A 24,185-nucleotide genomic window follows, 5' to 3' on the forward strand; every position below is an offset into this window, starting at 1 on the left:
AAAGGGCACATCATCGGGAGCTACATGCGCGAGTAGCGGGCCATCGCGAAGCTGTAGACGCCATAGGCCGCGATGCCGATGGCGGCGAGTACCAGTAAGAACTGGCCGAACGGTGCGTCGCCGAGCGTCTTGACCGCACCGTCGATCCCGGTGGCCTTGGACGGATCCGACTTCACCGATGCCACGATCACCAGGATTCCGGCACCGGCCAGCACCAAACCTTTCGCCGTGTACCCGACCACGCCCAATGGGGTGACGACCTTGCCGTCGGAGACCTTGAGGTCGTCGAGGAAGTTCTTCGTCACTCCCTTGTAGACGTGGTAGGCGCCGACGGCGATGATGATCAGCCCGATGACAACGAGCAGCGTCTTGCCCGCCCCGTTCTCCATCAGGCGCGCCGACAGGCCGGCGTTCTGCTTGCCGCTCGATTGTCCTGTGCCACGGGCGAATTGGACCGCCGAGAATGCGAACGCAAAGTAGACAACCGCCAGGCTCAGAGCCTTCAGCCGGTCGAAGAGCGCGGACGCGTCCTTCTTTCCTTCGGAGTCGCTCCCGTCGCCCGGCTCGGTGGCGTGTGGTCCGACGATGGTCTCGGCCAGACGCCACAGCGCCATGGCCACGAAGGCCACCGCGGCGAGCCACAACACGAACTTGCCGCCCGAGTTCTTTGCGAGGGTTCCGAGTGCGCCGGACTGATCGGCGCTGCCGCCGGAACCGAATGCCAGCCGGAAGATGATGTAGGCGATCAGCAGGTGCAGCAGTCCGCTCACGACGTGCCCGGCTCGCGCCAGGCGTTCGAAGGCGGAGCTGTCCGTGGCCCTATCGACGGCGCCGGACACTGATTTGTCGGTCATGGTGAACCCTTCAGCTGCAGAACACGCAGGCACGATGTTCGACCTGAGATCCACTCAACCTTAGTGCGGATGGTTGCGTCGATCACAAAGCGGCCGATTCGGTCGACAGCTCTGGGCTGTTTGTCTACGTTGGTGGACTTGTTCGGTTCGGGTGTGCAGGAAGCGCCCGCCGGCACTTGAAGGCATCCAAGAAGTGAGTCACCGCCGACTCAGTTGTGCCGGCCCGTCACCCGCTTACTTGAGGAGTTCCACCGTGCAGTTCTTTCCCCTGATTGTGATCACACAATCGATCGTCACCTCAGCGTGGGCCATCTACGGCATGGCCAGCATCATCGTGCGCCACGCGGATGCCGAGCCTCAGGCCGCCTGAGGAAACGCCACCCGCTCGCGCAGCAGTTCCATGATGCGGTGCACGGCGGGGTTGTCGCGGACGGCGTCGCGGGTACGCACCGAGATGGTGCGCGTCGGTGTCGGGTTCTGCAGCGGCCGCGCCACCACCGTGGGCGGCAGGTTCCCGGTGCCCAGCTCGGGCAGCACGGTGACGCCCACACCTGCCGCGACGAAGCTGATCGCCGTCGGGTAGTCGTGCGTCTCGATGTGGAACCCCGGGCTGAAACCCGCCACCGAGCAGGCATCCAGAATCGCCTGTCGGCATGGGCCGCGTGACACGTCGTTGTCCACCCAGCGCTCGTTGCGCAACGCCGACAACTCGACCTCGTCACGTGCGGCCAGAGGGTGGTTTTCCGGGAGCACCACCACGTACGGCTCGGTGAGCAGGGGCTCGATGTCGTATCCGCGCAGCGACGTGGATGCGGCGCCCTCCACGAAGATTTCCACATCAGGCTCGCCGGAGCTGTCGTGGACCAGTTCGATGAGACGTAAGTCGATGCGGAGGCGGGGGAACTCGTTGGTGATCGCCGCGATGACCGGGGGTATCCAGGCAGCCCCGGCGGAGGCGAAATAGCTCACCGACAGACTTCCCACCCGCCCCGACCGCAGGTCTACGACAAGCGATTCCAGATCTGCCAGGCGTTCGAGCACGTGGCCGGCCTCCGCGGCGATCGTGCGGCCCACCATGGTCGGCTCGATCCCGCGACCGCGCTTTTCGACCAGGACCAGCCCGGTCTCCTTCTGGAGGGCGGCCAGATGCTGGCTGACGGCAGACGGGGTGTAGCCCAGTGCGGCAGCTGCGCCGTTGATGGATCCGGCGGCGACCACGGCGCGGAACAGGCGGAGGCGGTGGACGTCGAGCATGGTCGAACTGTACAGCTGCACTGAAGTGTTCTCAAGGAGAAATCGCTTGTGCTTATGTGTCGGATGAATCAGAGTGGTCGCTGTGAAGGTCTTGTCGAACAATCTCGCGGTGGTGGCCGCGATCGTGACGGTGCTGCTGTGGGCGTCGTCGTTTGTGGTCATCCGATTTGTCGGTGAGACGCTGTCGCCTGGTGCGATGGCGTTCACCCGCCTCGCTGCCGGCGCCTTGGTGCTGGTTGTCATCGCACTGCGTTATCGCCGTCCGATCCCTCGCGGCCGGGCGCTGGGACTGGTGATCGGTTACGGCCTGCTCTGGTTTGCCGCTTACACCGTGCTGCTGAACTGGGCCGAACAACACCTCGATGCCGGAACGGCCGCGCTGCTGGTCAATTTCGCGCCCATCCTGGTGGCGGTGTTCGCAGGCCTATTCATGGGAGAAGGTTTCCCGAAGCCACTGGTGATCGGGATCCTCATCGCCTTCGCGGGGGTGCTGCTCATCGCCCTCGGCGGTTCGGGCGGCAGCCACAACGACGAGCTCGGCATCATCCTGGGACTGATCACCGCCGTGCTGTATGCGGCCGGCGTCTTGATGCAGAAGGTGGCGCTGCGCACCGTCGACGCCGTCACGGCGACATGGGTTGGCTGCCTCGCCGGTCTGCTGGCCACGGTGCCGTTCGCGCCGCAGGCGATCGACGAACTCGCCGATGCCTCCGCAGGGGCGATCACGGGGGTCATCTTCCTGGGCGTGGGACCCACCGCGATCGCATTCTTGACGTGGGCATATGCGCTGACCCGTACCGACGCGGGCAAGATGGCGGCCACGACTCTGGCCGTACCGGCGATTGCCATCGGCCTGTCCTGGCTCTTCCTCGGTGAGGTGCCCACCCCACTGGGCCTGGTCGGTGGCGCGATGGCCCTCACGGGTGTCGCGATCAGTCGGCGCCGGTCCCGAGCGACGGCCGATGTACCAGAACCGGTTGCCACCTCTTAACCTTCTTGCATGGATCGAGAGCGGATGGTCGACGCTGCCATCGCTGTCGTCGAACGGTTCGGTGCTCGTGCACTGAGCCTGACGTCGGTGGCGAGGCACGCGGGAGTGGGCCGGGCGACCGCTTACCGGATGTTCGGTGGCCGCGACCAATTAGTGCAGGCGATCGTCGAACGCGAGGTGAAGAGGCTCGGTACCCTGATCGCCGAGTGGACCGCGTCCGAACCCGAGCCGGCGGACAAGGTTCGTGTCCTCGTCCTCAACGTGCTCGACTACATTCGCAATCATGAAGCGCTGCAATATATCCTGAAGAACGAGCCGGAAGAGATCATCACCACGATCGTGGCGCGTGGTCCCGACCGCACCTCCGACGTCACCATCGTGGACCTCATCGTGGCGAACAGTGTCGGCAACTTCGCGAACGAGCCGGAACTCGAGGCTGCGCTGGTGCCCGATGCCGGCCGAGCCACCGAGATGATGATCCGAATCATCTACTCCTACATGCTCATTCCACGCAGTGCGCTCTCCGACGACGACATCGCGGACATGGTGGTGCGTTCGACCATCCGGTGAGCTCGGCGTCCAGCAATTCCGCAGGCCGTGCGCAGGCCGGCCTACGGTGGCCCCACACAGCGAGGACCCTGGCAACTCTGCTGAGAGGCAGCCGTGTACCGGATCCGGCTGGTGATCCGCCTGATGAGGCCCGTCGCACGGCCGGCCCTTTGCGCCCACATTAGGGTGGGCGGTATGGGCGCTTCGTCATCGAGCAGCATCTACCTGGCCTCACCTGAAGGCGACACCGGCAAGTCGACAGTGGCGTTGGGGGTGCTGCACCTGCTGGCCGCCTCGGGCGGCCGGGTCGGGGTGTTCCGGCCGATCTCCAGAACCAAGTCCGACCGGCGCGACTACATCCTGGAGTTGCTGATCGAACACGATTCGACGGACCTGAGTTACGAGGATTGCATCGGCGTCACCTACGAGCAGGTCCATGCCGACCCGGAGGCAGCGCTCGGGGAGATCGTCACCCGATTCCATGCGGTGGAGGAGCGATGCGATTCCGTACTGGTGATCGGGTCGGACTACACCGATATAGCCAGTCCGTCCGAACTCAGCTTCAACGCCCGGATCGCCGCGAACCTGCAGACGCCGATGCTGTTGGCGCTCAAGGCGGCGGACCGCAGCGACGCCGAAGTGGTCGGTTTGGCCGAGTTGTGTCTGCACGAGCTGGAGCAGAACCACGCTCAGGCGGTCGCGCTGATCGCCAACCGCTGTGACCCGGATCGGCTGGACTCGGTGAAGGACGCGCTGCAGAAGGCCACCGGACTGCCGACGTGGACGTTGCCGGAAGACCCGGTGCTGATCGCGCCGACGGTCGGGGAACTGATGGAAGAACTCGGCGGCGAGTTGTACAGCGGCGATCCCGAGCTGCTCAGCCGGGAGGCCATGCATGTGATGGTCGGCGGGATGACCATCGAGCACATCCTGGAACGACTCACCGAAGGCGTTGCCGTGATCGCGCCGGCCGACCGCTCCGATGTGCTGGTCTCGCTGGTGGCGGCCAATGCCGCGGAGGGGTTCCCCAAGCTCTCCGGAATCATCCTCAACGGTGGCATCAAACCTCACCCGAAGATCGCTGCGTTGATGGAGGGGTTGCAGTCGCCTCTGCCGCTCATCTGCTGTGAACAGGGGACCTACGAAACGGCAAGGGCCGCAGCCCATGCCCGCGCGAGAATGAACATCAACTCGGTCCGCAAGATCGACGTGGCTCTCAATCTGATGGAGGAGCACGTCGACTCCGTGGCGATGCTCGAGAAGCTGAAGTTGCGCATCCCCGAGGTCGTGACCCCCCAGATGTTCGAGTATCAGTTGATCGAACGGGCGCGCAAAATCCGCAAGCGCATCGTGCTCCCGGAGGGCGGCGACGACCGCATCCTGCGCGCCGCCGGACGACTGCTCCGACGCCAGGTGGCCGACCTCACCATTCTCGGAGACGAACGGGCAGTGCGAGATAGGGCCGCCGAACTCGACGTCGACCTGACCGGTGTGGACGTGATCGACCCGACGTCGTCGGAACTACTCGACGAGTTCGCCGAGGTCTACACCGAGCTGCGCAAGCACAAGGGGATGGACCTGCAGCGCGCCCGCAGCACAGTGCAGGACGTCTCGTATTTCGGAACCCTGATGGTGCAACTGGGTTACGCCGACGGCATGGTGTCGGGCGCCGTGCACACCACCGCGCACACGATCCGGCCTGCGTTCGAGATCATCAAGACGGCGCCGGGTGTGTCGACGGTGTCGAGCGTGTTCTTCATGTGCCTCGCCGACCACGTTCTGGCGTACGGCGATTGCGCCATCGTCCCCGACCCCACCGCCGAACAGCTGGCCGACATCGCCATCTCCTCCGCCGCCACATCTGCTCAGTTCGGCATCGAGCCGCGGGTGGCCATGTTGTCGTACTCCACCGGCGAATCTGGCAGCGGCGCAGACGTGGACAAGGTGCGCACAGCTGCCGGACTCGTCCGGGAACGAGCTCCGGAGTTGCTGGTGGAGGGACCGATCCAGTACGACGCCGCAGTCGATCCCTCGGTGGCCAAGTCGAAGATGCCCGATTCACCGGTCGCCGGACAGGCGACGGTGCTGATCTTCCCTGATCTGAACACCGGCAACAACACCTATAAAGCCGTGCAGCGCAGCGCCGATGCGGTGGCCGTCGGTCCCGTCTTGCAAGGCTTGCGCAAACCGATCAACGACCTGTCGCGCGGTGCGCTGGTCTCGGACATCGTCAACACCGTGGCGATCACCGCCATCCAGGCCCAGGGCCAATCAGACGACGCGGAGCAATGACATGACATCCCAGAGCAATTCCGACAACACCGTCCTGGTGCTCAACGCAGGCTCGTCGTCGCTGAAATATCAGCTGGTGCAACCAGACTCGGGTACGGTCGTGGCTCACGGCCTGGTGGAGCGGATCGGCGAGTCGCAGGCGCGGGTCGAGCACGTGCAGGGTGACGAGAAGAACGAGTTCGTCGGTGAGATCGCCGATCACCAGGCCGGTCTTGCGAAGGTCTTCGATCTCTTTTCCGAGGCCGGACACGATCTGGGGTCGGAAGGTATCGTCGCGGTGGGCCATCGGGTCGTCCACGGCGGACCGAAGTTCTATCGCCCCACCGTGATCGACGACGATGTGGTAGCTGCGATCAAAGATCTCGAAGACCTTGCCCCGCTGCACAACCCGGTCAACCTCGTCGGCATCGAAGCGGTACGGGAGTTGTTGCCCGACGTGCCGTCTGTGGCGGTGTTCGACACAGCCTTCTTCCACGGCTTACCCGACCATGTCGCCACGTATGCGATCGACCGCGAGTTGGCGAAGAAGCACGACATCCGGAGATATGGCTTCCACGGCACCTCGCACGAGTACGTGTCGGGCGTGACCGCCGAGTTCCTCGGTGCCGATCGCGAGAGCCTGAATCAAATTGTGCTGCACCTCGGTAACGGCGCGTCGGCGTCGGCGATCGAGGGTGGTCGCCCGGTGGAGACGTCGATGGGCCTGACCCCCCTCGAGGGATTGGTGATGGGCACACGTAGCGGTGATGTGGACCCGGGTGTGGTGATGTATCTGCGGCGCGCGGCGGACATGGACGTCGACCAGATCGACACCATGTTGAACCGTGAAGCCGGGCTCAAAGGTCTCAGTGGGGAGAACGACTTCCGTACGCTCACCGAGAAGGTCGAGGCAGGCGACGCCGACGCCACGCTGGCCTACAAGGTCTATGTGCACCGGCTGCGCAAGTACATCGGTGCCTACATGGTGACTTTGGGCCGTACCGACGCGATCGTCTTCGCTGCCGGGGTCGGCGAGAACGCCCCCAAGTTGAGGGCTGACAGTCTCGCGGGTCTGGAGAGTTTCGGCATCCGGATCGACCCCGAGCGCAATGCGGCCAAAAGCCGTGAGGCGCGGATCATCTCGACCGACGATTCGGCCGTCACCGTTCTTGTGGTGCCGACCAACGAGGAACTCGCGATCGCGAGGCAGTCGGTGGCGGCGCTGCAGGGTTAGCCAGCTATCCGGGCTCGCGTGTCCGGCGGTTGCGTATTCTTTCTTGGTGACGCCGTAGGTGTTTTGCTCGCGTGCGGGACATGGTTCTGACCGGGTTGTCGGCTCTGACCCGTCGGCGATTCGGTGGACTCTGGTCCCAGACGATCAAGCGAAGGCCGGTGAACAGGTCGTCACCCGTCCAGCTGGGTCCGTGGTAGGTCCGGCCTTCCGGGGTGGTGATGGTCGTCCGCGTGCGGCCGTGCGCGTCTACGTACTGGTCGTCGAGCCACGCGGTGTGGGTTTTGAGTAGATGGTGGAAACGGCAGAGGGCTTTCATTCCCTCGGGATGGGTGTGTCCACCGCTGGCGGGGTCGTCGTGGTTGTACTCCTGGGTGTGGTCCAGGTCGGCCGACCATGCGGGTCTGTCACAGCCAGGCCAGGTGCAGTAAAGATCCCGGATTCGGAGATACGTGTCGAGGACCGCCGACGGGCGGTAGTGGTCGCCCGGTTGCACGGTGGGTAGCGGTGGCCATTGGAAGACGGGTTCATGGTCGCCGGCTTTGGTTTCGGCCTCGATGAGTAGGTCGAGTTGCGGTTGATCGGGCGGAATCGCATGGTGTTGCTTGGTGCCCTTCATGGCTCTTCGCACGGCTCGGGAGGGTTGTGGTGCTGCGCAATTGGCGCGGGTGATCGGTCCGGGCTGTTCGTTCTGCTCGGAAACCCGACCGCCGGCCGCGTTGGCGTTGGTCTCGGTATCGCCGCGGTTGTCGGTGTTTGATTGTGCTGAGGAAGACTGCGTTGGTTCAGTTTCGCTGAGGGTTCGGGTCGAGGTGCTGCGACGTATCCGGTCTCGGTGTTGCCGAGGGGGCGGGTGGTGGTGTTGGCGTGGGCTGCGAGGTCACGGACGTGCGCGGCTGAGATGACGCCATGACCTTGGAGGTACCCGGGCTTGTCGTCGCCGTCGAGGGTCGACTGGTTGGCGATGGCGTGCAGGACAATCTTGGCGTCAATGCCCGAGAAGACTCCGTCGGCGGGAACGGTGATGATGTCGGCGGTGCAGGGATGATCGAGATCGCTGTCGCATTCACAAGTGAACTCGCGCGCCATGGTGATGGCGAAGAGGGCGTCGGACATGCGTTGTGGCTTGGTCCGCGTATCGCGTTTGCATACCGATGCTGCCAACTTCTCGAGGCGTTGCATGATCATGGCCGAGTTCTCGGCTGCGACGACGGCGGTGAGTTCGGACATCCCGTTCTGATGACCTTCAGCCCACACTCCTCGTTTGTCCTTTGCCGCGCTGCGATCTTCACGCACCAGGTCGGGGTCGCGGCGGAATATCGTCGCGTCGACCATGTCTCGCAGGCGATTCCTCGACCAGGATCCGCGGCGACGGAGCTGATCAGCGATGTCGCGGTCGATGGCTTCGGTGTGCTCGGATCCCTCGATGAGATCTGTGCGCGAGACGATGGTCGAAATATGGTGCGGCGCAAGATATCCGTCTTTCAGCATCTCGGCAACCTGCGGGAGTCGATCGCGCAACGCCAAGGCGCAGGTGAGATGGTTCTCTGCGGCGACCTGCGACAAGTGCTGGGCTGCGGCGAGGCGGGCCGCGCAGCTCGCATAGGCATCCAGGTACAAGTCGGAAGCATCGATCGCGGGGTCGACGACTTGGCGATGCAGTTCGGCGGCGGCCATGTAGCGTGCCCATTCCAAATAGCCCTGCCCAGCCATTGCCCGCTCCGCCGTGCGGAGCAGTTCATTGGGGCGCGCCAGCGCGGCGGGCACCATACCGATGTTCCGCTCACCCAGCTCTGACCAGTGCTCGAACATACTTTCGATTGTAGTTGCACGGTCTGACATATCTGCGCTTACCGAATCTTCGCCAAACTCACGAAATGGGGCCGGTTGCAGAAGAATTCGGCTTCGGGTTGCTTCTCAGAACAACGTATGCGGTCGGATGAAGTTGGCGAGATCGACCAGCAAGAAGCGCTGGGTTCGGTTCATCGTGCCCCGCGCCAGTCGCCGCAGTGATTGCTCGCAGCCCACACGTAGGCCGTGGTCGTTGAACGGGTAGCCCAGGATGTCGCCGCGCGCGGACGCATCGGTGGGTGACTGGTCGGGTCGGCGATGGATCCAGCCGATCGCGATGCCGAGGACCAGGATCACCAGACGTTGCTTGCGAGGTTCGGTGTCGGACATGGCGTCCAGTCGCCTGGCGGCCTCGCGCAGCTGTTCTTCGGTGACCTCGGCGGGATCCCGGCCGTGGACGAGGGTGAGGATTGCCGTGCAACTCGCTGCGTTGTAGTGGCGACTGGTGGGCGGGACGTCGTCGAGTGCTTTGACCGCTCCGTCGATGTCACCGCCGGCGAACCGCATGCGAGCGAGCCCGAAAGCCGCGGTGACGATCGCGCGGTCGGTCTGCCACAGCGTCCGATAGTGCTGCAGCGCAACGTCATGGTTGTTCATCAGTTCCGCTGTCGCAGCCACCGCGAGCTTGGGTGCCACTTCGCCGGGCATGGCGGCCAGCACGTCGTTGAACCGTGCGTGCGCCACCTCCACATCGTTCATCAGCAACGCGCATAGTCCCAGAAACCACTCTGTGCGCCAGGACTTTCCGTGATGTTCCGTGGCCTGGTTGAGCAGGTCGAGAGCGGTCTGTGCGTCCCCGAGTTCGAGATAGGCGCGTGCCTCGATCAGGTCGATCTCTCGGGACGGGTGGTCGTCGGAGGGGTCGGTACCGATCACCGACGACAGTCCACCCTCGCGGGCGCTACGGATCGAGTCGAGTGTCTGGGTGGGTTCGGACAGCGCAGTCGAGTTGAGCAGTCCGGCGGCCGGGTCCGACTGATCGACCAGCGGCACGGGAAGGGCGGCGACAACATCGGTGGTGTCGAGTTTGATCTGCGCACGTACGGGTTCGAGGATTCCGTCAACGGGCGCGAGCATCATCTCGGTGCCGAACGTGGTGCGCTGTGGACTGAAGACCGTGGACAGGCCGGGTCGTGGCACACCGGAATGCGCCGCGACCAACTCGCGGAGCACGTTGAGCAGCTGACCCGCCATCTCGTCGGCACTGGCGAAACGCTTGGTGGGATCGGGATGGGTCGCGCGCTGCAGCAACCGGTGGAACGAGGGGTTGTCGGCGAACACTTTTGCCTCAGATGGATCCGGCAGACCGTCGAGGTACCGGCCCTTCTCCATCGGCATGTCGACAGTCAGGACGGCCAGGGTGCGGCCCAGGCTGTAGATGTCGGTGGCGATCTGGGGGCCGGTCTTGACGATCTCCGGGGCCTGGAAGCCAGGTGTTCCGTAGAGATGGCCGTAACCGTTGATGGGGGAGACGGCCCCGAGGTCGATCAACTTCACGTCCTCGCTGCCGACCATGATGTTCTCGGGCTTGATGTCGTTGTACACCAGCCCTACCGAGTGGAGGTAGTTCACCGCCGGGAGCACCTCGAGAAGATACGCGATCGCCTGTTCGGGTGTGAGAAGCTTTCGGCCGGGCCCACATTCGCCGTCCACGGCCGTGATGTCCTTGAGCGTGCTGCCGCCCACGTACTCCATCACGATGTACCCGAAGGTGTTGCCCACGGGATCGACGTGCTCGACGAAGTTGTAGATCTTCACGATGCCGGGATGTGACACCGACGCGAGGAACTGTCGCTCGGCCAGTGCAACCGCTTGTGCCTGTGCGTCTTTCGAGTTCAGCAGGCCCTTGAGCACAACTGGACGGTCGGACACATTGCGGTCGATGGCGAGGTAGATCCAGCCCAGCCCGCCGTAGGCGATCGCGCCCGAGATCTCGTACTGGTCGGCGACCATCGTCCCCTTGGCCAGGCCCGGTACAAACGAATAGCGTGCTCCGCAATGGCCGCAGATCCCGGTGAGCGGTCCGGCTCCCGGCCCGGATTGCCGGCCGACCGGCCGCCCGCACTTCCAGCAGTTGCGCTTGCCCTCGGCCACCACCGCGTGGTCCATGACCGCATCGGCGGGCTCGATGTCGAAGACGCGTGGGACATCGACCAGGCCGCCGCCCATCCGGCGGCGACTGCGCGAGCTGCGGCTGGTGGGGACCATGGGCGTCTGAGCGGACAGCACCGTATCGGCAGACCGGTCTGGGCGTTCGTCTTGCTGTGTTCGCTGGGTCTGCTCGGTGAAGGCCATTTCCATCGGAACGGCTTGCGTTCCGATGTCGAGGTCCTCCATCGACACCGCCTGCGTCCCGACCTCGGTGTCGCCTTCGGCGGGGTCATCGTTGTTCACGAATCACCTCTAGTCCCGGTACGACGGTTGTGGCGGATAGTATTTCGGCCCAAGGATCGACAGCCAGCGGTCGTAGATGTCGAACCAGGTGCCGTCTTCACGCATCTTCTGCAGCACGCCGTTGGTGAAACGGACGAGGTCTTCGTCGTTCTTGTTGATGCCGATGCCGTAGGGCTCCTCGCCGAGGCTCTGCCCGACGACGTGTACGTACGGATCCTGCGCTGCCATGCCCGCCAGGATCGCATCGTCGGTGGAGACCGCATCAACCTGGCCCTGCTGCACCATCACCAGACAATCGGCCCATGTGGAGACGGTGTCGACGATGGCGTCGGGCACCCGCTGCTGGATACGTGCGATGGACGTGGTGCCGCGGGCCGCGCACACGCGTTTGCCCGCCAAGTCGGCAACACCGTTGATGTCGGAGCTACGCATGGTCAGGATGCGTTGCGACGCTTCGTAATACACGGTGGAGAACGCGATGTTCCGCAGTCGCTGGCAGGTGATGCTCATCGTCTTGACCACAACATCGACCGTACTGTCTTTCAGTGCGTTCATCCGGTCGTCGGAGTTGAGGATGCGGAACTCGATCCGCTCGGGGTCACCGAAGATCGCCCGGGCCAGCTCTTTGGCGACGTCGACGTCGAAGCCCTCGATGGTGCCGCTGATCGGGTCGCGGAAAGACAGCAGGTTCGACCCGATGTCCAGGCCCACCTTGAGCCAGCCCCGTTTGTAGATCGTCTCCATGGTGGTGCCCGGTGGCATCTTGCCGGGTTCGGGTAGCGGTCCGGGCGTCAGACTCGCCGTCGCATCGCACGACTCGGTGGCGGGGGGAGGCTCGATCGGCACGTCGAGGCTCACCCCTGCCGGCTGTGGCCACGCGGCCGACGCCGAAGGCGGAAGACTCTCGGGCGCTTCGGCATTGACGCAGCCGGCCACCATGGTTGTGGTGAGCACCAGCGCGCCGGCCGCCACCAGGCCACGGAGTCCCGATCGCGTGATCATCGGTACTCCCGGATCCTGGGGAAGATCCCGACGAAGGCCGCGATGCCGGCTGCGATGCCCAAGAGCATGATCCCGAGTCCGGCGTACCCGATGACCACCCGTGCGGTGTTGATGTCGTCGCGGAACGTGTTGCGGGTGTCGGTGATGCCATCGACAAGGGCGGTGTCGAGGCGACTGTATGCCGCGGCCGACCCGTCGGGGTTGTCGCCCACCGCGATGGCGGTGGCGCCGTTGAAGTCGCCGGCGTTGGTGCGTTCGAGGATGGCGGCATGGGCATCGCGCCACAGGGCGAGAGCGTCGATCGCGTCGGCCACCGAGTCCTCGGCGACGTCCTTGCGATCGTCCTCGCGGTAGTCGGTCAGCACGGTGTCGATCTGTGCCACCGCTTTGGCGTACCCCGACTCGAGCTCCTGCTGATCGCCTCGCCGGACGAGCGAGAGGGTTTCATCGGACCGAGCCTGCTGGGTGAGGATGCGGGCCTGGGTCAGCTCGCGGAGCGGAACTGCGCCGCGGTTCTCGGCGTTGGCGGTGGAGTTGACCGACAGCAGGCCGCCGACGAGCAACCACAGCAAGCCGATCAGGACGCACCCGATGCCCACCAGCAATCCGAGGTTGAAGCGTCGTCGACTGCGCCTGGCGACGTAGAGGTGCGCGGCAATCATCGCCGCCAGCAGCAACATCAGAGCCGTGTAGACGCCCCACGGCGCATTGGTGAAGTTGGTTCTCGAATCGCCGATGGCGTCGGCGCGCTCGGCGTACAGCCGTTCGGCTGCGGGCAGGATCATCTCCTGCATCATGTTCGATGCCTCGCCGAGATACGCCGAGCCCACCGGATTGCCGAGTCGGTTGTTGATCCGGGCCGACTCGATCAGACCGGTGTACACGGGGATCTGGGCCGAGAGGGTGGTGAGGTCCTGCCGGGTCTCGGTGTTGTCCATCGCGGCGCCGCTGACCGACTGGATGAGGGCGTGCGCCGCGGTGGCGACAGCATCGTTGTAACGCTCGCGGAGTTCGGGCGGTTCGAGGCCGCCGGAGATGAACGCCGAATTGGCGGCGGCGTCCGCGATGGACAGCGAGCTGTAGAGAACCTGCGAGGCCTCGGCGAGCGGCTCGGTCTGCACGATCATGTTCTCGAGCGTGGTGGTGCGGTCGTCCAGCGTGTCGGACGAATACCACCCGACGACCACCGACGAGATCAGCAGCACCAGCGAGATGATCATCAGTTTGCCGGGGCTGGTCCAGGCCAGCTCGCGCATGTTGGTGAGCGGGTTCTGGGTGCGCTCACGGGTCAGACTCAGTACTTCACGCCGGGTCAGGGGAGCGGGCCGATCGAACAGCGGCCGTCGGAAGCGGCCGCTGTACGGCTTCTCCGCATGCATGAGCCGGGTACGCAAAGAACTTGCGTTGCCGCCGGTCACGCGATCCCTTCTTCCTCCAGGCCCGCCTCGCGGGGCCAGGTCCTGATCGCAGATGAGTGGATGTGAAACCGACATTACTGCGAATCACCGAGCCCGTTGCGACAGTGCGGCCCTGTGTCACCCCGCCGGGGCAAGTAGCGTTGCACCGAGGTAGGTCGGCTGGGCGAGGAGGTGTCGCGTGCGGGGCGACGGCGACGGTTGGGTTTTCGACGCGGACGGATCGCGATATTGGGGACGGCATGGCGCCGCGGGCCTGTTGCTGTACACCCCGAGCGATACCAGTTCGGTCCTCGTTCTGCTGCAACATCGCGCTGTGTGGAGCCACCAGGGTGGCACGTGGGCACTGCCTGGCGGAGCCCGCGATTCACACGAGAGCGCGGTGGACACGGCCGTCCGTGAGGCCGACGAAGAAGCGGGGATCGCGGACGCCGAGCTCACCGTGCGTGACGAACTGGTGACGCACCGGGCGCCGAGCGGCTGGACGTACACCACGGTGATCGCCGAGGTGGCCGCCCCACTGGCCACCACCGCCAATCGCGAGTCGGTGGAACTGCGGTGGGTCAGCGCCGACGAGGTCAACGACCTGGCACTCCATCCCGCATTCGCTGTGAGCTGGCCCGAGCTGCGCAACAAGCTCAGCGCGTTCTCCCAATCCGACACCTGACCGTCCGACAACCGACCGCGGGGCGGGTCACTGCGCTGCGAGCGTTGCGCGTCGCGCCAAGTCGGCGAAGGCGGCGCGGAGTTCGGGCGGCCCCACCACCTCGATGTCGACGTCGAATCTGCACAGTCCGGCCGCCAGCGCCGCCCATGACCACGACCCCGACCGCAGTCGGCACCGCGAGGGTCCGAGTGACTCGACAACCCCATCGTGGGCGAATGTATGTACGTCCGTGGCGTCGGCGTGAAGGACCACATCACCGGTGCACGGCCAGCGGTCGGTGTTGTCGGTCGAACCCTTGAACCGGCCTTCCAGGAACGTGCCCACGTCACCCCCGGGGATGTCGCGACGGACGAACCGGGGTCCTGTCGGTGTCCTCGGAGACATGCGGTCCGCTCGGAAGACCCGCCAATCATCGGCGTCGGGATCCCACCCCACCACGTACCACCGGCCCAGCCGTGACACGAGGTGGTGTGGCTGCACCCTGCGGGGCGGACGCGCCAGGCCGGCGTCGTCACGATCGGTGTCCGTGTCGTCGGTACGGCCGTAATCGAAACGGAGTTCTTCGCCGCGTCGGATCGCGTCGCCGATGGCAAGCAGCACGTCGGTTACGGCTGTCGGTGGGTTGTTTCCCGCGAGGGGCGTGAGTTCGACCGCGTCGACTCGTGGCCGCAATCGGCTCGGCAGTACCTGCCGCACGGTGGTCAGTGCCCGAGCCGCAGATTCCCCGATGTCTGCGCCGGTGTTGGGTGCGGCCTGCAACGCGATCGCAATCGCGACGACCTGTTCGTCGTCGAACAGCATCGGGGGGACAACCGCGCCGGCGTCGAGCCGATAGCCGCCGTCGCGTCCCTTGGTGGCGCGGATCTCGTAGCCGAGTTCACGCAGCCGGTCCACATCGCGACGCAGGGTGCGCTCGCTGACATCGAGGCGGTCGGCCAGGAGCCACCCCGGCCAGTCGCGAGGTGCCTGGAGTAGCGACAGCAGCGACAGCAGTCGGCGCGAGGTACTCGTGGCGGGTGTCAGCGGCATGCCATCAATTCTGCCGGGATAAGCGGACAAACCCTGACCTATGAGGTGCGCACAGTGGGCACCGGACCGGAAAAGCCGGTGTCCGAGCCTCAAAGGAGCAGATATGACCTACAGCGCAGTCACCCACCTCAACTTCGACGGTGAGGCCCGGGCGGCTCTTGAGTTCTACCGATCGATATTCGGCGGCGAGATGACCGTCCTGACCTATGGCGACTTCGGTATGCCAAAAGATGCCCCTGGCGCCGATCGGGTTGTGTTCGGCCAGATCGTGGGGCAGGCCGGATTCGGTCTGATGGCCTACGACGCGCCCGCACCGGCCGAGCCCTCACGCGCAGCCGCGCCCACGCCGGTCACCAGGCGCGAGAATGAGATGACCCTCACGAACTCGCCGTTCTTCGTGTCGGTCCGGGGTGAGAGCGTCGATGAGGTCCGTGCCCTGTGGGACGGGCTCGCCGACCGCGCCGACATCGTCGAAGAGTTCGGCCCCGCCCCCTGGGCGCCGGCCTTCGGCATGCTCACCGATCGTTTCGGTGTCACATGGATCATCGACGTCGCAGCGCAGTATTGATCTGGCACAGGCCGTCGCCGATCTACCGGTGACCGACTCTCAGTAGAGCCGGTTGGCCCCCGCGATCAGAGCACTCAATGCCGACTCCTGACCGGTGCAGCCGTTCCCCATCGCCCAGGTGCGCCGGTCGTCGCGCTCGCACAGCAGGAAAGTGGCCACGCCGCCGGCGAAGTCGTATTGGTGGAGGCTGACGATCTCGACGCCGGCACCCAAGCGGTACAGCATGTCGGTGAGCGCGCTGATCGGTCCGGTCGCGGTCGCCGAGAGCGATCGGATGACGTCGCCGGTGGCGATGGTCGCCCTGCAGTGCAAGAGGTCTTGTGGGGCGGCCGACGCGGTCCAGTTGCCGAGACGAATCGGTCCGGTCGTCGGCGCGTAGGTGTCGGCGAAAGCTGTCCACGTCATACCGGCGGCCTCGGCCCGCAGCGGCGATGGCAGTGATCTGCCATAGCGGGAGGCAAAAGGATCGGGCGCGGTGGCCTGGGAATGTGGGGAGATCGGTGTATCTGGTGTGGTGAGAGTGTTCATCGACAAGGTCTTCCGGAGAAAAGGATGACCAGCAGGTAGCGCTCACGGCCCGCAACGGGGGGCCGGTCGGATCAGACCCCGCTGCGGTGAACTACGAGAATGCGCTTCATGATTCGCCAACCATAGTCCTCAGGATTTTGTCCTTGCAACCAGTTTGTCCTTCAAACGGCGGGCAGCGTTACAGGGATCGTCCGAGGCGGTGATCGCGCGCACCACCACGATGCGGTCGGCGCCGGCGTCGAGTACCTCCGCGAGTCGCTGTTCGTCGATGCCGCCGATGGCGAACCAGGGCCGCCGCGATGCCAGGTCGGCGGTGGCACGCACGAGGTCGAGACCCGGTGCGAAGCGGCCCGGTTTGGTCGGGGTGGGCCAGCAGGGTCCGGTGCAGAAGTAGTCGACCCCCGGCTGCTCGGCAGCGGACGTCGCCTGCTGGACATCGTGGGTCGAACGGCCGATCACCACGTCGTCGCCCACGATGCGGCGGGCCAGATTCACCGGCAGGTCGTCCTGCCCCAGGTGCAGTACATCGGCGCCGCTCAACGCTGCGATATCCGCTCGATCGTTCACGGCCAGCAGCGCGCCGTGGCGTGCGGTCACCTCGGCGAGCGCACCGAGGAGATCGAGTTCTTGCGCGGCTTCGAGGGGCCCGAACACGCGTTCACCAGCCGACCCCTTGTCACGCAACTGGATGACGTCCACGCCGCCGGCCAGCGCGGCGTCCGCGAACTCGACGAGATCGCCGCGTTCACGCCGGGCGTCGGTGCAGAGGTAGAGCTGGGCGGTGGTCAGGCGATCGCGGGCATTCACGATCGCCGAATCTACCTTCTGCCGAGACCATGGCCCGGCCTCCTGGCCGAACCAGCGGGCTGGCCTGCGGTCCGAACCGACGGAGTAGTCTGTCGGTCAGTACACACACGGGTGCCCGAGGGATGCGTCGGGCTGAGATCTGGGTCGCGAACCTGCCCATGACCGTTACACCTGATCCGGGTAATGCCGGCGAAGGAAGAAGGTGGGATGAAGTCTCTCGCAATCGTCGGTGGCGCCGTCATCGGTCTGGCATGTGCGGTTCGTGCCGCCGAATCCGGCTGGCAGGTAACCGTTTACGATTCAGGTCACCTCGAGCCGCAGCGTGGCGACGGGCTCGTTTCCACCGCGGCATCTCGGGTGGCGGCCGGGATGCTGGGCATTGCGGGGGAGAGTCGCACCGGTGACGACGTCTACCTCGCGTTTGCCGAACAGGCGATGTCGCGTTGGCCCGAGTTCGTCGACAGGCTGGGCGACGATCAGGTGGTCGCTGCCTCCTCGAGCCTGATGGTGGGTGTCGACAGCGCGGACGTCGGCGAGTTGGCCATGGTCGCCGAATGGCTGGCCCGACGCGGCCATCCGATAGAACCGTTGACCGGCAGGGAGATCCGCGCACTCGAGCCCGCGGTGTCGGGACGGGTTCGCAGTGGTTACCTGGCCCGGCGAGAGATGGCAGTGGACAATCGCCGCCTGCTGGCCGTGCTGGCCGACCGCGCGGCGACGTCGGGAGTACGGATCGAGACCACAACAGTGCACGACCTCGCGGAGATCTCCGCCGACCAGGTGCTGCTCGCCGCAGGTGTCGGGTCGGCCGCACTCTGGACCGGGCTCCCGGTCTATCCGTCCAAGGGCGAAGTTCTGCGACTCGGATCCACGCCCGGCGCACTGCCGCCACCGAAACACGTTGTGCGCGGCCGGGTCAACGGGCGGGCGGTGTACGTGGTGCCTCGGCCCGACGGCGTTGTCGTCGGGGCCACCCAGTACGACAGCGGGTTCGACCGGCGACCCGTGGCCGGTGGGGTGGCGGACCTGCTCACCGACGCCATCGAGCTCATGCCGTCATTGCGCGAGTACCACCTGCTCAGCGCCGAGGCGGGACTGCGTCCCGCAACACCCGACGGAATGCCACTCATCGGCAGGCTCGACGACCGGACGATCGTGGCGACGGGTCACGGTCGCAACGGGATCCTGATGTGCCCGGTCACCGCAGATCTGGTGGCAGACATCCTCTCCGGCAAGGAGATCGACCAACCAGCTACAGAACCAGGGAGATTCGCATGGCAACCGATGTAAACGTCAACGGCGACGACGTTCGGCTACCCGATGGGGCGAGCGTGCTGACATTGCTCGACCAACTCGACCTCCCCCGTACCGGGGTCGCCGTTGCCGTCGACGGCGTGGTTCATCCGCAGTCCCGTTGGGCGCAAGAGCTGGGGCCTTGTGAGCGGATCGAGATCCTCACGGCGGTGCAGGGTGGCTGAACAGCTCACGGCACCTGACGAATTGACTCAGGCGGGTACAGCTGCCGACGACTCCCTGGTGATCGCGGGCCGCGAGTTCACGTCCCGGCTCATCACGGGCACCGGCGGCGCCGCCAACTTGGCGATTCTCGAAGACGTGCTGGTCGCCTCCGGCACCGAGATGACGACGGTGGCCATGCGCAGGGTCGATGCCGGCGGACGCACCGGAGTGCTGGACCTGTTGCGCCGCTTGCAGATCGAGGTGTTGCCCAACACCGCTGGCTGCCGGACCGCCGCCGAGGCCGTGCTCACGGCCCAACTGGCCCGGGAGGCACTCGACACCAACTGGGTCAAGGTCGAGGTGGTCGGCGACGAACGGACCCTTCTCCCGGACGGACCCGAGTTGATCGAAGCGGTCGATCGTCTGGTCCAGGACGGGTTCGTGGTGTTGCCGTACACCAACGACGACCCGATCCTCGCGCGACGACTCGAAGACGCCGGAGCCGCCGCCGTGATGCCTCTCGGCTCACCGATCGGCACAGGGCTGGGCATCAGCAACCCACACAACATCGAGATGATCGTCGCGACTGCAGGCGTGCCGGTGATCCTGGATGCGGGCATCGGCACCGCGAGTGACGCGGCCCTGGCCATGGAGCTCGGTTGTGACGCGGTCTTGCTCGCTTCTGCGGTGACCAGGGCTGCCGATCCGGCCCGGATGGCTGCCGCGATGCGTTCGGCGGTGACCGCGGGCAGGCTGGCCCACGGTGCCGGCCGGATCCCCAAGCGGTTCTGGGCACAGGCGTCGTCGCCGCAGCTCGACAGCTGAGACCGCCGGTGAAGATCAGTCACAAGGATGAGGTGGGCGGCGGTGCTGCTCTGGCACACTGAGGGCCATGATCAGAGTTCAGGGCCTGACGAAGGTCTATGGCAAGAACCAGGTGGTCAGCAACCTCACGTTTGACGTGAAACCAGGTGTGGTGACCGGTTTTCTGGGTCCCAACGGTGCAGGCAAATCCACCACCATGCGGATGATCCTGGGACTGGACCGTCCCACGTCGGGTACCGCGACCATCAATGGGTTGCCGTACCGCGAGCTCAAGAGGCCGCTGACCCAGGTGGGCGCACTGCTCGACGCCAAGTGGGTGCATCCGAACCGCACCGCCCGTAGCCACCTGCGCTGGATGGCGGCGTCCAACGGGATCCCGAACCACCGCGTCGACCAGGTGCTGGCCGATGTCGGACTCACCGAGGTGGCGGGCAAGAAGGCCGGGGGCTTCTCGCTCGGCATGTCCCAGCGCCTCGGGTTGGCGGGTGCACTGCTCGGCGACCCAGGCGTCCTGCTCTTCGACGAGCCGGTCAACGGCCTCGATCCCGAGGGCATCGTCTGGATCCGAAAGTTCATGCGGGCTTTGGCCGACCAGGGTCGCACCGTGTTGGTGTCGAGTCATCTGCTCACCGAGATGTCGCTCACCGCAGAACATCTCGTCGTGATCGGCCGCGGGCAGCTGATCGCGGATGCGTCTGTCAAGGACTTCACCAGCAGCGCGCAGGTCACCGTCCGCGTGCGTAGTCCCAAACTCGGCGAACTGCAGGCTGCGCTCGCCGCGGCCGGGCTGCGTTCGGTGCCGGTGGCCGACGACGGGGCAGGCCCGTCGTTGCGCCTGGAAAACGTCACCACCGACCAGGTCGGCGACATTGCTGCGGCCAACGGCATCGGTCTCCACGAGCTCTCGGGCAAGACCGCTTCGCTCGAGGAAGTCTTCATGTCGATGACCGCGGGCGCTGTCGAATACCACGGCAACGACGCGATGGCCTTTCCCGGACAACAACAGTCGGTAGCGTCCTATCCTGCTCAGCAAGGTCAATTCGCTCCACCGCCACCGGGGTGGGGTCCGCAACCAGGTGTGCAACCGCCTGCGGGCCAACCGGGTTACGCGCAACCGGGTCATCCGCAATCAGGTTGGGACGAAGCGGGTCAGAATCAATCTGGGGGTAAAGCCTGATGCTCACCAACGCCGTAGCGGCAGAGCGCATCAAACTCGTCACCACCAAGTCGCCGTACTGGTGTGTCGGCATCGTCATCGTTCTCGGACTGGGACTGGCATTCCTCCTGGGGTGGGCCACAAATGCCGACAACACCTCGGACGGCGAAGTCAACGTCTCCGACTTCGTGGTCGGTACCACCGGATTCGGTGTCACGGTTCTCATGATCATGGCCGTGCTGGCGGTCACCAGTGAGTTCCGTTTCGGCACCATCCGGACGTCGTTCCAGGCGGTTCCGCAGCGTTACAACGTCCTGTTGGCAAAGGCGGCCGTATACGGCGGGCTGGCTGCGGCAGTCACGTTTGTGCTCACCCTCATCTCGGTACCGATCGGCAAGGCGATGTCGGGTTCCGACGTCGACCTGCTCGGTTCCCACGCCATCCGGCTGTATTGGGGCGTTCCGCTCTACGCATTCCTGGCTGTGCTGATCGGGTTGGGTATCGGTGCACTGATCCGCCAGACGGCCGGTGCGATCGTTGTCCTGCTGGTCTGGAGCCTGGTGCTCGAGAACGTGCTGTCGGCGATCCCGAAGGTCCAGGACGTTGCCGGACCCCTCATGCCGTTCCTGAACGCCAACCACTTCATCGATGGCCGTGAACTCGGATTCGATTGGTACTGGAACGAATACGGTTCGCTGTTCTACTTCATGGTGATCACCGCGTTGGTCTTCGGTGCGGCGATCTACGTGACCGACCGCCGCGACGCCTGACCAGACGACGCCGGGATCTCGCTAGATCTCGAGCCGCCAGAGCGGGTTGACCGGTCCGTGGCCTGCCCCCAAGGGGTAGGCCACGGACAGCGACTTGGTAACCCATGACTTCGCGAAACGGACGGCATCGGGTACCGAATAGCCGTGCGCCAGCGCGCAGGTGATGGCCGCCGCCAACGTGTCTCCGGCCCCGTGGTCGTGGCCGGTGTCGATTCTCGGAGCGGTGAGCTCGATGAAGTCCGTGCCGTCGAAGAGCAGATCCGGACTGTTCGGGTCCGACCGCAGATGACCGCCTTTGACCAGGGCCCACTGAGTACCCAGCGCATGTAGCGCGCGTGCGGCCTTCTCCTGGGAGACCCGGTCGGTGACGTCGATTCCGGTGATGAGCCGCACCTCGTCCAGATTGGGCGTGATCAGCGTGGCGATCGGGATCAGTTTGCCACGAAGCGAATCCATCGCCTCGTCGGCCAGGAGCTGGTCACCGTGCATGGACGCACAGACAGGGTCGACCACCAGGGGGATGGTCCGTCCGTGGCCGAGATCGAGCTCATCGGCCGCGCCCACCACCGCATCGATGATCTCGCCTGAAGCGAGCATGCCGGTCTTGGCCGCCCCTATCCCGATGTCGGTGATCACCGACCGCATCTGGTCGGCCACGACAGTCGGCGGAATCGGATGGAAACCGCTGACGCCCAGCGAATTCTGAACCGTCACCGCGGCGACCGCCACCGTGGCATGCACTCCGCACAAGGCCATCGTCCGCAGGTCGGCGTTGATGCCTGCGCCACCGCCGGAGTCGGTGCCGGCGATGGTCATCACTCGAACGGGTGTCTGCCCCAGCGGTACCCGGGGTAGGAGCTGCACGGCGTCGGTCATGGTGTCGAAAGTACGGGACCCACACCGGTCGCGGGTGCCGAGCCGGCTTCGGTGAGCGGCAGGTACACGGCCGCACCCTTTTCCATGAACTCGGCCGATTTGGCGGCCATGTCCGCGGCCAGTTTGCGGTCGATGTCGTCCTGGGTCACCAGGTTGTGCTCTTCGGCGTATGCGCGGACATCCGCGGAAATCCGCATCGAGCAGAACTTCGGGCCGCACATCGAACAGAAGTGGGCCGTCTTGGCAGGCTCGGCGGGCATCGTCTCATCGTGGTACTCGACGGCGGTGTCGGGGTCGAGGGCGAGGTTGAACTGGTCGTTCCAGCGGAACTCGAAACGTGCCCGCGAGAGGGCATCGTCGCGTTCCTGCGCGCGCGGATGAGCCTTGGCCAGATCGGCTGCGTGCGCGGCGATCTTGTAGGTGATCACCCCGACCTTCACATCGTCGCGATTGGGAAGTCCCAGATGCTCTTTCGGGGTCACGTAACAGAGCATCGCAGTACCGGCCTGTGCGATCATCGCCGCGCCGATCGCCGAGGTGATGTGGTCATATGCGGGGGCGATGTCGGTGGCGAGTGGGCCCAGCGTGTAGAACGGCGCCTCCTCGCACAACTCTTCCTCGAGGCGGACGTTCTCGACGATCTTGTGCATGGGGATGTGCCCGGGACCCTCGATCATCACCTGTACGCCATGTGATTTCGCGATCTTGGTGAGTTCGCCCAGCGTGCGTAGCTCGGCGAACTGGGCGGCGTCGTTGGCGTCGGCAATCGAGCCCGGTCGCAGACCGTCTCCGAGGGAGAACGTGATGTCGTAGCGGGCGAAGATCTCGCACAGCTCTTCGAAGTGGGTGTAGAGGAAGGACTCCTCGTGGTGGGCCAGACACCACGCAGCCATGATGGACCCCCCTCGCGACACGATGCCGGTGACCCGGTTCGCGGCGAGCGGCACGTAACGCAGCAACACGCCGGCGTGGACCGTCATGTAGTCCACACCCTGTTCGGCCTGCTCGATCACGGTGTCGCGGTAGGCTTCCCACGTCAGCTTGACCGGATCGCCGTTCACCTTCTCGAGGGCTTGGTAGATCGGCACCGTGCCCACCGGCACCGGTGAGTTGCGCATGATCCACTCGCGGGTGGCGTGGATGTCCTTGCCCGTGGAGAGGTCCATGATGGTGTCAGCACCCCACCGGGTGGCCCAGACCATCTTCTCCACCTCTTCGGCGATCGACGAGCTGACCGCCGAGTTGCCGATGTTCGCGTTGACCTTGACGGTGAACGCCTTGCCGATGATCATCGGCTCGCACTCCGGGTGGCGATGGTTGGCCGGGATGACTGCTCGGCCGATCGCGACCTCGGATCGCACGAATTCCGGATCCATCTGTTCACGGGCGGCGATGAAGCGCATCTCGTCTGTGATGAAACCTGCTCTTGCCCAGGCGAGTTGCGTGCTGGCGCCGTCCACCGGGGCGGGCCGGTTCCAGCTGTCGCGGATCTTGGGCAGACCGACTTCGAGGTCGAACTCCGGCTTGTGCTCGGTGTACGGGCCGGAGGTGTCGTACAGGTCGAGGTGTTCACCGTTCGACAGGTGCACCCGCCGCCCGGGTACCCGCAGATGATCGATCTGCTGGTAGGTCTTGGAGCTACCGCGGATCGGGCCCGTGGTCACAGAATTTACGGCGTCAACCATTTTT

Annotated in this window: 23 protein-coding genes and 1 riboswitch; of the genes, 11 read left to right on the forward strand and 12 right to left on the reverse strand. The window is 65.2% G+C overall.

Annotation, left to right across the window (positions count from 1 at the left end; genetic code table 11):
• Positions 1–20: 20 nt before the first annotated feature.
• Both ACVWY6_RS08180 and ACVWY6_RS08185 read right to left on the reverse strand, forming a co-directional pair.
• Positions 21–854, reverse strand: coding sequence for a DUF1206 domain-containing protein (locus tag ACVWY6_RS08180; protein WP_023956323.1), 834 nt, complete (start codon positions 852–854; stop codon positions 21–23).
• A 357-nt stretch (positions 855–1,211) separates the two neighbouring features.
• A complete protein-coding gene (locus tag ACVWY6_RS08185) occupies positions 1,212–2,108 on the reverse strand; it encodes a LysR family transcriptional regulator (protein ID WP_457537295.1) in 897 nt (298 codons plus the stop codon).
• 82 nt (positions 2,109–2,190) lie between these two features.
• Here ACVWY6_RS08185 and ACVWY6_RS08190 point away from each other — a divergent pair, with 82 nt between their 5' ends.
• The 4 genes from ACVWY6_RS08190 to ACVWY6_RS08205 all read left to right on the forward strand — a co-directional run bounded on the left by ACVWY6_RS08190 (position 2,191) and on the right by ACVWY6_RS08205 (position 7,153).
• Positions 2,191–3,099: a DMT family transporter gene (locus tag ACVWY6_RS08190; protein ID WP_457537297.1), complete on the forward strand. Its 909-nt coding sequence runs from the start codon at positions 2,191–2,193 to the stop codon at positions 3,097–3,099.
• Positions 3,100–3,108: 9 nt separating this feature from the next.
• Positions 3,109–3,669 carry a TetR/AcrR family transcriptional regulator gene (locus tag ACVWY6_RS08195; RefSeq protein ID WP_023956313.1) on the forward strand — a complete coding sequence of 187 codons (561 nt, stop codon included), beginning with the start codon at positions 3,109–3,111 and terminating at the stop codon, positions 3,667–3,669.
• Between the two features lie 174 nt (positions 3,670–3,843).
• The gene (gene pta, locus ACVWY6_RS08200) at positions 3,844–5,940 is read left to right on the forward strand and encodes a phosphate acetyltransferase (RefSeq protein WP_457537299.1); all 2,097 of its coding nucleotides are present in this window, start codon (positions 3,844–3,846) and stop codon (positions 5,938–5,940) included.
• A gap of 1 nt (position 5,941) precedes the next feature.
• Positions 5,942–7,153, forward strand: a complete 1,212-nt coding sequence (locus ACVWY6_RS08205) for an acetate kinase (RefSeq protein WP_457537301.1) — start codon at positions 5,942–5,944, stop codon at positions 7,151–7,153.
• Between the two features lie 4 nt (positions 7,154–7,157).
• Here the strand turns inward: ACVWY6_RS08205 and ACVWY6_RS08210 are convergent, their stop codons facing one another.
• The 5 genes from ACVWY6_RS08210 to ACVWY6_RS08230 all read right to left on the reverse strand — a co-directional run bounded on the left by ACVWY6_RS08210 (position 7,158) and on the right by ACVWY6_RS08230 (position 13,776).
• Positions 7,158–7,781: a hypothetical protein gene (locus ACVWY6_RS08210; RefSeq protein ID WP_457537302.1), complete on the reverse strand. Its 624-nt coding sequence runs from the start codon at positions 7,779–7,781 to the stop codon at positions 7,158–7,160.
• Positions 7,766–8,962: a DUF222 domain-containing protein gene (locus ACVWY6_RS08215; RefSeq protein ID WP_457537304.1), complete on the reverse strand. Its 1,197-nt coding sequence runs from the start codon at positions 8,960–8,962 to the stop codon at positions 7,766–7,768. The genes ACVWY6_RS08210 and ACVWY6_RS08215 overlap by 16 nt, the downstream gene beginning before the upstream one ends.
• Before the next feature lie 105 nt (positions 8,963–9,067).
• A complete protein-coding gene (locus tag ACVWY6_RS08220) occupies positions 9,068–11,338 on the reverse strand; it encodes a tetratricopeptide repeat protein (RefSeq protein ID WP_457538546.1) in 2,271 nt (756 codons plus the stop codon).
• A 66-nt stretch (positions 11,339–11,404) separates the two neighbouring features.
• Positions 11,405–12,397 (reverse strand): glutamate ABC transporter substrate-binding protein, encoded by a 993-nt coding sequence (locus tag ACVWY6_RS08225; RefSeq protein WP_457537306.1) that lies wholly within the window; start codon positions 12,395–12,397, stop codon positions 11,405–11,407.
• The gene (locus ACVWY6_RS08230; RefSeq protein WP_400726886.1) at positions 12,394–13,776 is read right to left on the reverse strand and encodes a hypothetical protein; all 1,383 of its coding nucleotides are present in this window, start codon (positions 13,774–13,776) and stop codon (positions 12,394–12,396) included. Before ACVWY6_RS08230 ends, ACVWY6_RS08225 begins: the two co-directional genes overlap by 4 nt.
• Positions 13,777–13,993: 217 nt before the next feature.
• Here ACVWY6_RS08230 and ACVWY6_RS08235 point away from each other — a divergent pair, with 217 nt between their 5' ends.
• Complete coding sequence (locus ACVWY6_RS08235; RefSeq protein ID WP_457537308.1) at positions 13,994–14,479, forward strand: NUDIX hydrolase; 486 nt, start codon at positions 13,994–13,996, stop codon at positions 14,477–14,479.
• 27 nt (positions 14,480–14,506) lie between these two features.
• Here ACVWY6_RS08235 and ACVWY6_RS08240 read toward each other — a convergent pair whose 3' ends face one another.
• A complete protein-coding gene (locus ACVWY6_RS08240; RefSeq protein WP_457537310.1) occupies positions 14,507–15,508 on the reverse strand; it encodes a helix-turn-helix transcriptional regulator in 1,002 nt (333 codons plus the stop codon).
• A 103-nt stretch (positions 15,509–15,611) separates the two neighbouring features.
• On the opposite strand from ACVWY6_RS08240, the gene ACVWY6_RS08245 reads away from it, so the two are divergent.
• The gene (locus ACVWY6_RS08245) at positions 15,612–16,076 is read left to right on the forward strand and encodes a VOC family protein (protein WP_457537312.1); all 465 of its coding nucleotides are present in this window, start codon (positions 15,612–15,614) and stop codon (positions 16,074–16,076) included.
• Positions 16,077–16,115: 39 nt separating this feature from the next.
• Here the strand turns inward: ACVWY6_RS08245 and ACVWY6_RS08250 are convergent, their stop codons facing one another.
• Both ACVWY6_RS08250 and thiE read right to left on the reverse strand, forming a co-directional pair.
• Complete coding sequence (locus ACVWY6_RS08250; protein ID WP_023956293.1) at positions 16,116–16,604, reverse strand: 2-isopropylmalate synthase; 489 nt, start codon at positions 16,602–16,604, stop codon at positions 16,116–16,118.
• A 129-nt stretch (positions 16,605–16,733) separates the two neighbouring features.
• Positions 16,734–17,414 carry a thiamine phosphate synthase gene (thiE, locus tag ACVWY6_RS08255; protein WP_457538548.1) on the reverse strand — a complete coding sequence of 227 codons (681 nt, stop codon included), beginning with the start codon at positions 17,412–17,414 and terminating at the stop codon, positions 16,734–16,736.
• A gap of 94 nt (positions 17,415–17,508) precedes the next feature.
• Positions 17,509–17,628: riboswitch (TPP riboswitch) on the forward strand.
• On the opposite strand from thiE, the gene thiO reads away from it, so the two are divergent.
• From thiO to ACVWY6_RS08280, 5 genes are all read left to right on the forward strand, one after another.
• Positions 17,619–18,701 carry a glycine oxidase ThiO gene (gene thiO, locus ACVWY6_RS08260; protein ID WP_457537314.1) on the forward strand — a complete coding sequence of 361 codons (1,083 nt, stop codon included), beginning with the start codon at positions 17,619–17,621 and terminating at the stop codon, positions 18,699–18,701. It overlaps the preceding riboswitch by 10 nt.
• Complete coding sequence (gene thiS, locus ACVWY6_RS08265; RefSeq protein WP_457537315.1) at positions 18,686–18,889, forward strand: sulfur carrier protein ThiS; 204 nt, start codon at positions 18,686–18,688, stop codon at positions 18,887–18,889. The genes thiO and thiS overlap by 16 nt, the downstream gene beginning before the upstream one ends.
• Positions 18,882–19,694, forward strand: coding sequence for a thiazole synthase (thiG, locus tag ACVWY6_RS08270; protein WP_457537317.1), 813 nt, complete (start codon positions 18,882–18,884; stop codon positions 19,692–19,694). The genes thiS and thiG overlap by 8 nt, the downstream gene beginning before the upstream one ends.
• A 67-nt stretch (positions 19,695–19,761) precedes the next feature.
• A complete protein-coding gene (locus ACVWY6_RS08275; RefSeq protein WP_317713547.1) occupies positions 19,762–20,871 on the forward strand; it encodes an ABC transporter ATP-binding protein in 1,110 nt (369 codons plus the stop codon).
• Complete coding sequence (locus ACVWY6_RS08280; RefSeq protein ID WP_023956282.1) at positions 20,871–21,620, forward strand: ABC transporter permease; 750 nt, start codon at positions 20,871–20,873, stop codon at positions 21,618–21,620. Before ACVWY6_RS08275 ends, ACVWY6_RS08280 begins: the two co-directional genes overlap by 1 nt.
• Before the next feature lie 21 nt (positions 21,621–21,641).
• Here the strand turns inward: ACVWY6_RS08280 and thiD are convergent, their stop codons facing one another.
• Both thiD and thiC read right to left on the reverse strand, forming a co-directional pair.
• Positions 21,642–22,496: a bifunctional hydroxymethylpyrimidine kinase/phosphomethylpyrimidine kinase gene (gene thiD / locus ACVWY6_RS08285; RefSeq protein ID WP_457537320.1), complete on the reverse strand. Its 855-nt coding sequence runs from the start codon at positions 22,494–22,496 to the stop codon at positions 21,642–21,644.
• Positions 22,493–24,181 carry a phosphomethylpyrimidine synthase ThiC gene (thiC, locus tag ACVWY6_RS08290; RefSeq protein ID WP_457537321.1) on the reverse strand — a complete coding sequence of 563 codons (1,689 nt, stop codon included), beginning with the start codon at positions 24,179–24,181 and terminating at the stop codon, positions 22,493–22,495. Before thiC ends, thiD begins: the two co-directional genes overlap by 4 nt.
• Between the last annotated feature and the right edge of the window lie 4 nt (positions 24,182–24,185).

The sequence above is a fragment of the Williamsia sp. R60 genome (assembly GCF_054063855.1).

Bases quoted from the DNA above. Each gene is read 5' to 3' on its own strand.
- pta (WP_457537299.1), top strand. From the start codon at position 3,844: ATGGGCGCTTCGTCATCGAGCAGCATCTACCTGGCCTCACCTGAAGGC.
- ACVWY6_RS08205 (WP_457537301.1), top strand. From the start codon at position 5,942: ATGACATCCCAGAGCAATTCCGACAACACCGTCCTGGTGCTCAACGCA.
- ACVWY6_RS08250 (WP_023956293.1), bottom strand. From the start codon at position 16,604: ATGAACACTCTCACCACACCAGATACACCGATCTCCCCACATTCCCAG.
- thiD (WP_457537320.1), bottom strand. From the start codon at position 22,496: ATGACCGACGCCGTGCAGCTCCTACCCCGGGTACCGCTGGGGCAGACA.
- ACVWY6_RS08185 (WP_457537295.1), bottom strand. From the start codon at position 2,108: ATGCTCGACGTCCACCGCCTCCGCCTGTTCCGCGCCGTGGTCGCCGCC.
- ACVWY6_RS08240 (WP_457537310.1), bottom strand. From the start codon at position 15,508: ATGCCGCTGACACCCGCCACGAGTACCTCGCGCCGACTGCTGTCGCTG.
- ACVWY6_RS08215 (WP_457537304.1), bottom strand. From the start codon at position 8,962: ATGTTCGAGCACTGGTCAGAGCTGGGTGAGCGGAACATCGGTATGGTG.
- ACVWY6_RS08220 (WP_457538546.1), bottom strand. From the start codon at position 11,338: ATGGAGGACCTCGACATCGGAACGCAAGCCGTTCCGATGGAAATGGCC.
- ACVWY6_RS08180 (WP_023956323.1), bottom strand. From the start codon at position 854: ATGACCGACAAATCAGTGTCCGGCGCCGTCGATAGGGCCACGGACAGC.
- ACVWY6_RS08230 (WP_400726886.1), bottom strand. From the start codon at position 13,776: ATGCATGCGGAGAAGCCGTACAGCGGCCGCTTCCGACGGCCGCTGTTC.
- ACVWY6_RS08195 (WP_023956313.1), top strand. From the start codon at position 3,109: ATGGATCGAGAGCGGATGGTCGACGCTGCCATCGCTGTCGTCGAACGG.
- ACVWY6_RS08225 (WP_457537306.1), bottom strand. From the start codon at position 12,397: ATGATCACGCGATCGGGACTCCGTGGCCTGGTGGCGGCCGGCGCGCTG.
- thiC (WP_457537321.1), bottom strand. From the start codon at position 24,181: ATGGTTGACGCCGTAAATTCTGTGACCACGGGCCCGATCCGCGGTAGC.
- thiS (WP_457537315.1), top strand. From the start codon at position 18,686: ATGGCAACCGATGTAAACGTCAACGGCGACGACGTTCGGCTACCCGAT.
- ACVWY6_RS08245 (WP_457537312.1), top strand. From the start codon at position 15,612: ATGACCTACAGCGCAGTCACCCACCTCAACTTCGACGGTGAGGCCCGG.
- ACVWY6_RS08280 (WP_023956282.1), top strand. From the start codon at position 20,871: ATGCTCACCAACGCCGTAGCGGCAGAGCGCATCAAACTCGTCACCACC.
- ACVWY6_RS08275 (WP_317713547.1), top strand. From the start codon at position 19,762: ATGATCAGAGTTCAGGGCCTGACGAAGGTCTATGGCAAGAACCAGGTG.
- thiO (WP_457537314.1), top strand. From the start codon at position 17,619: ATGAAGTCTCTCGCAATCGTCGGTGGCGCCGTCATCGGTCTGGCATGT.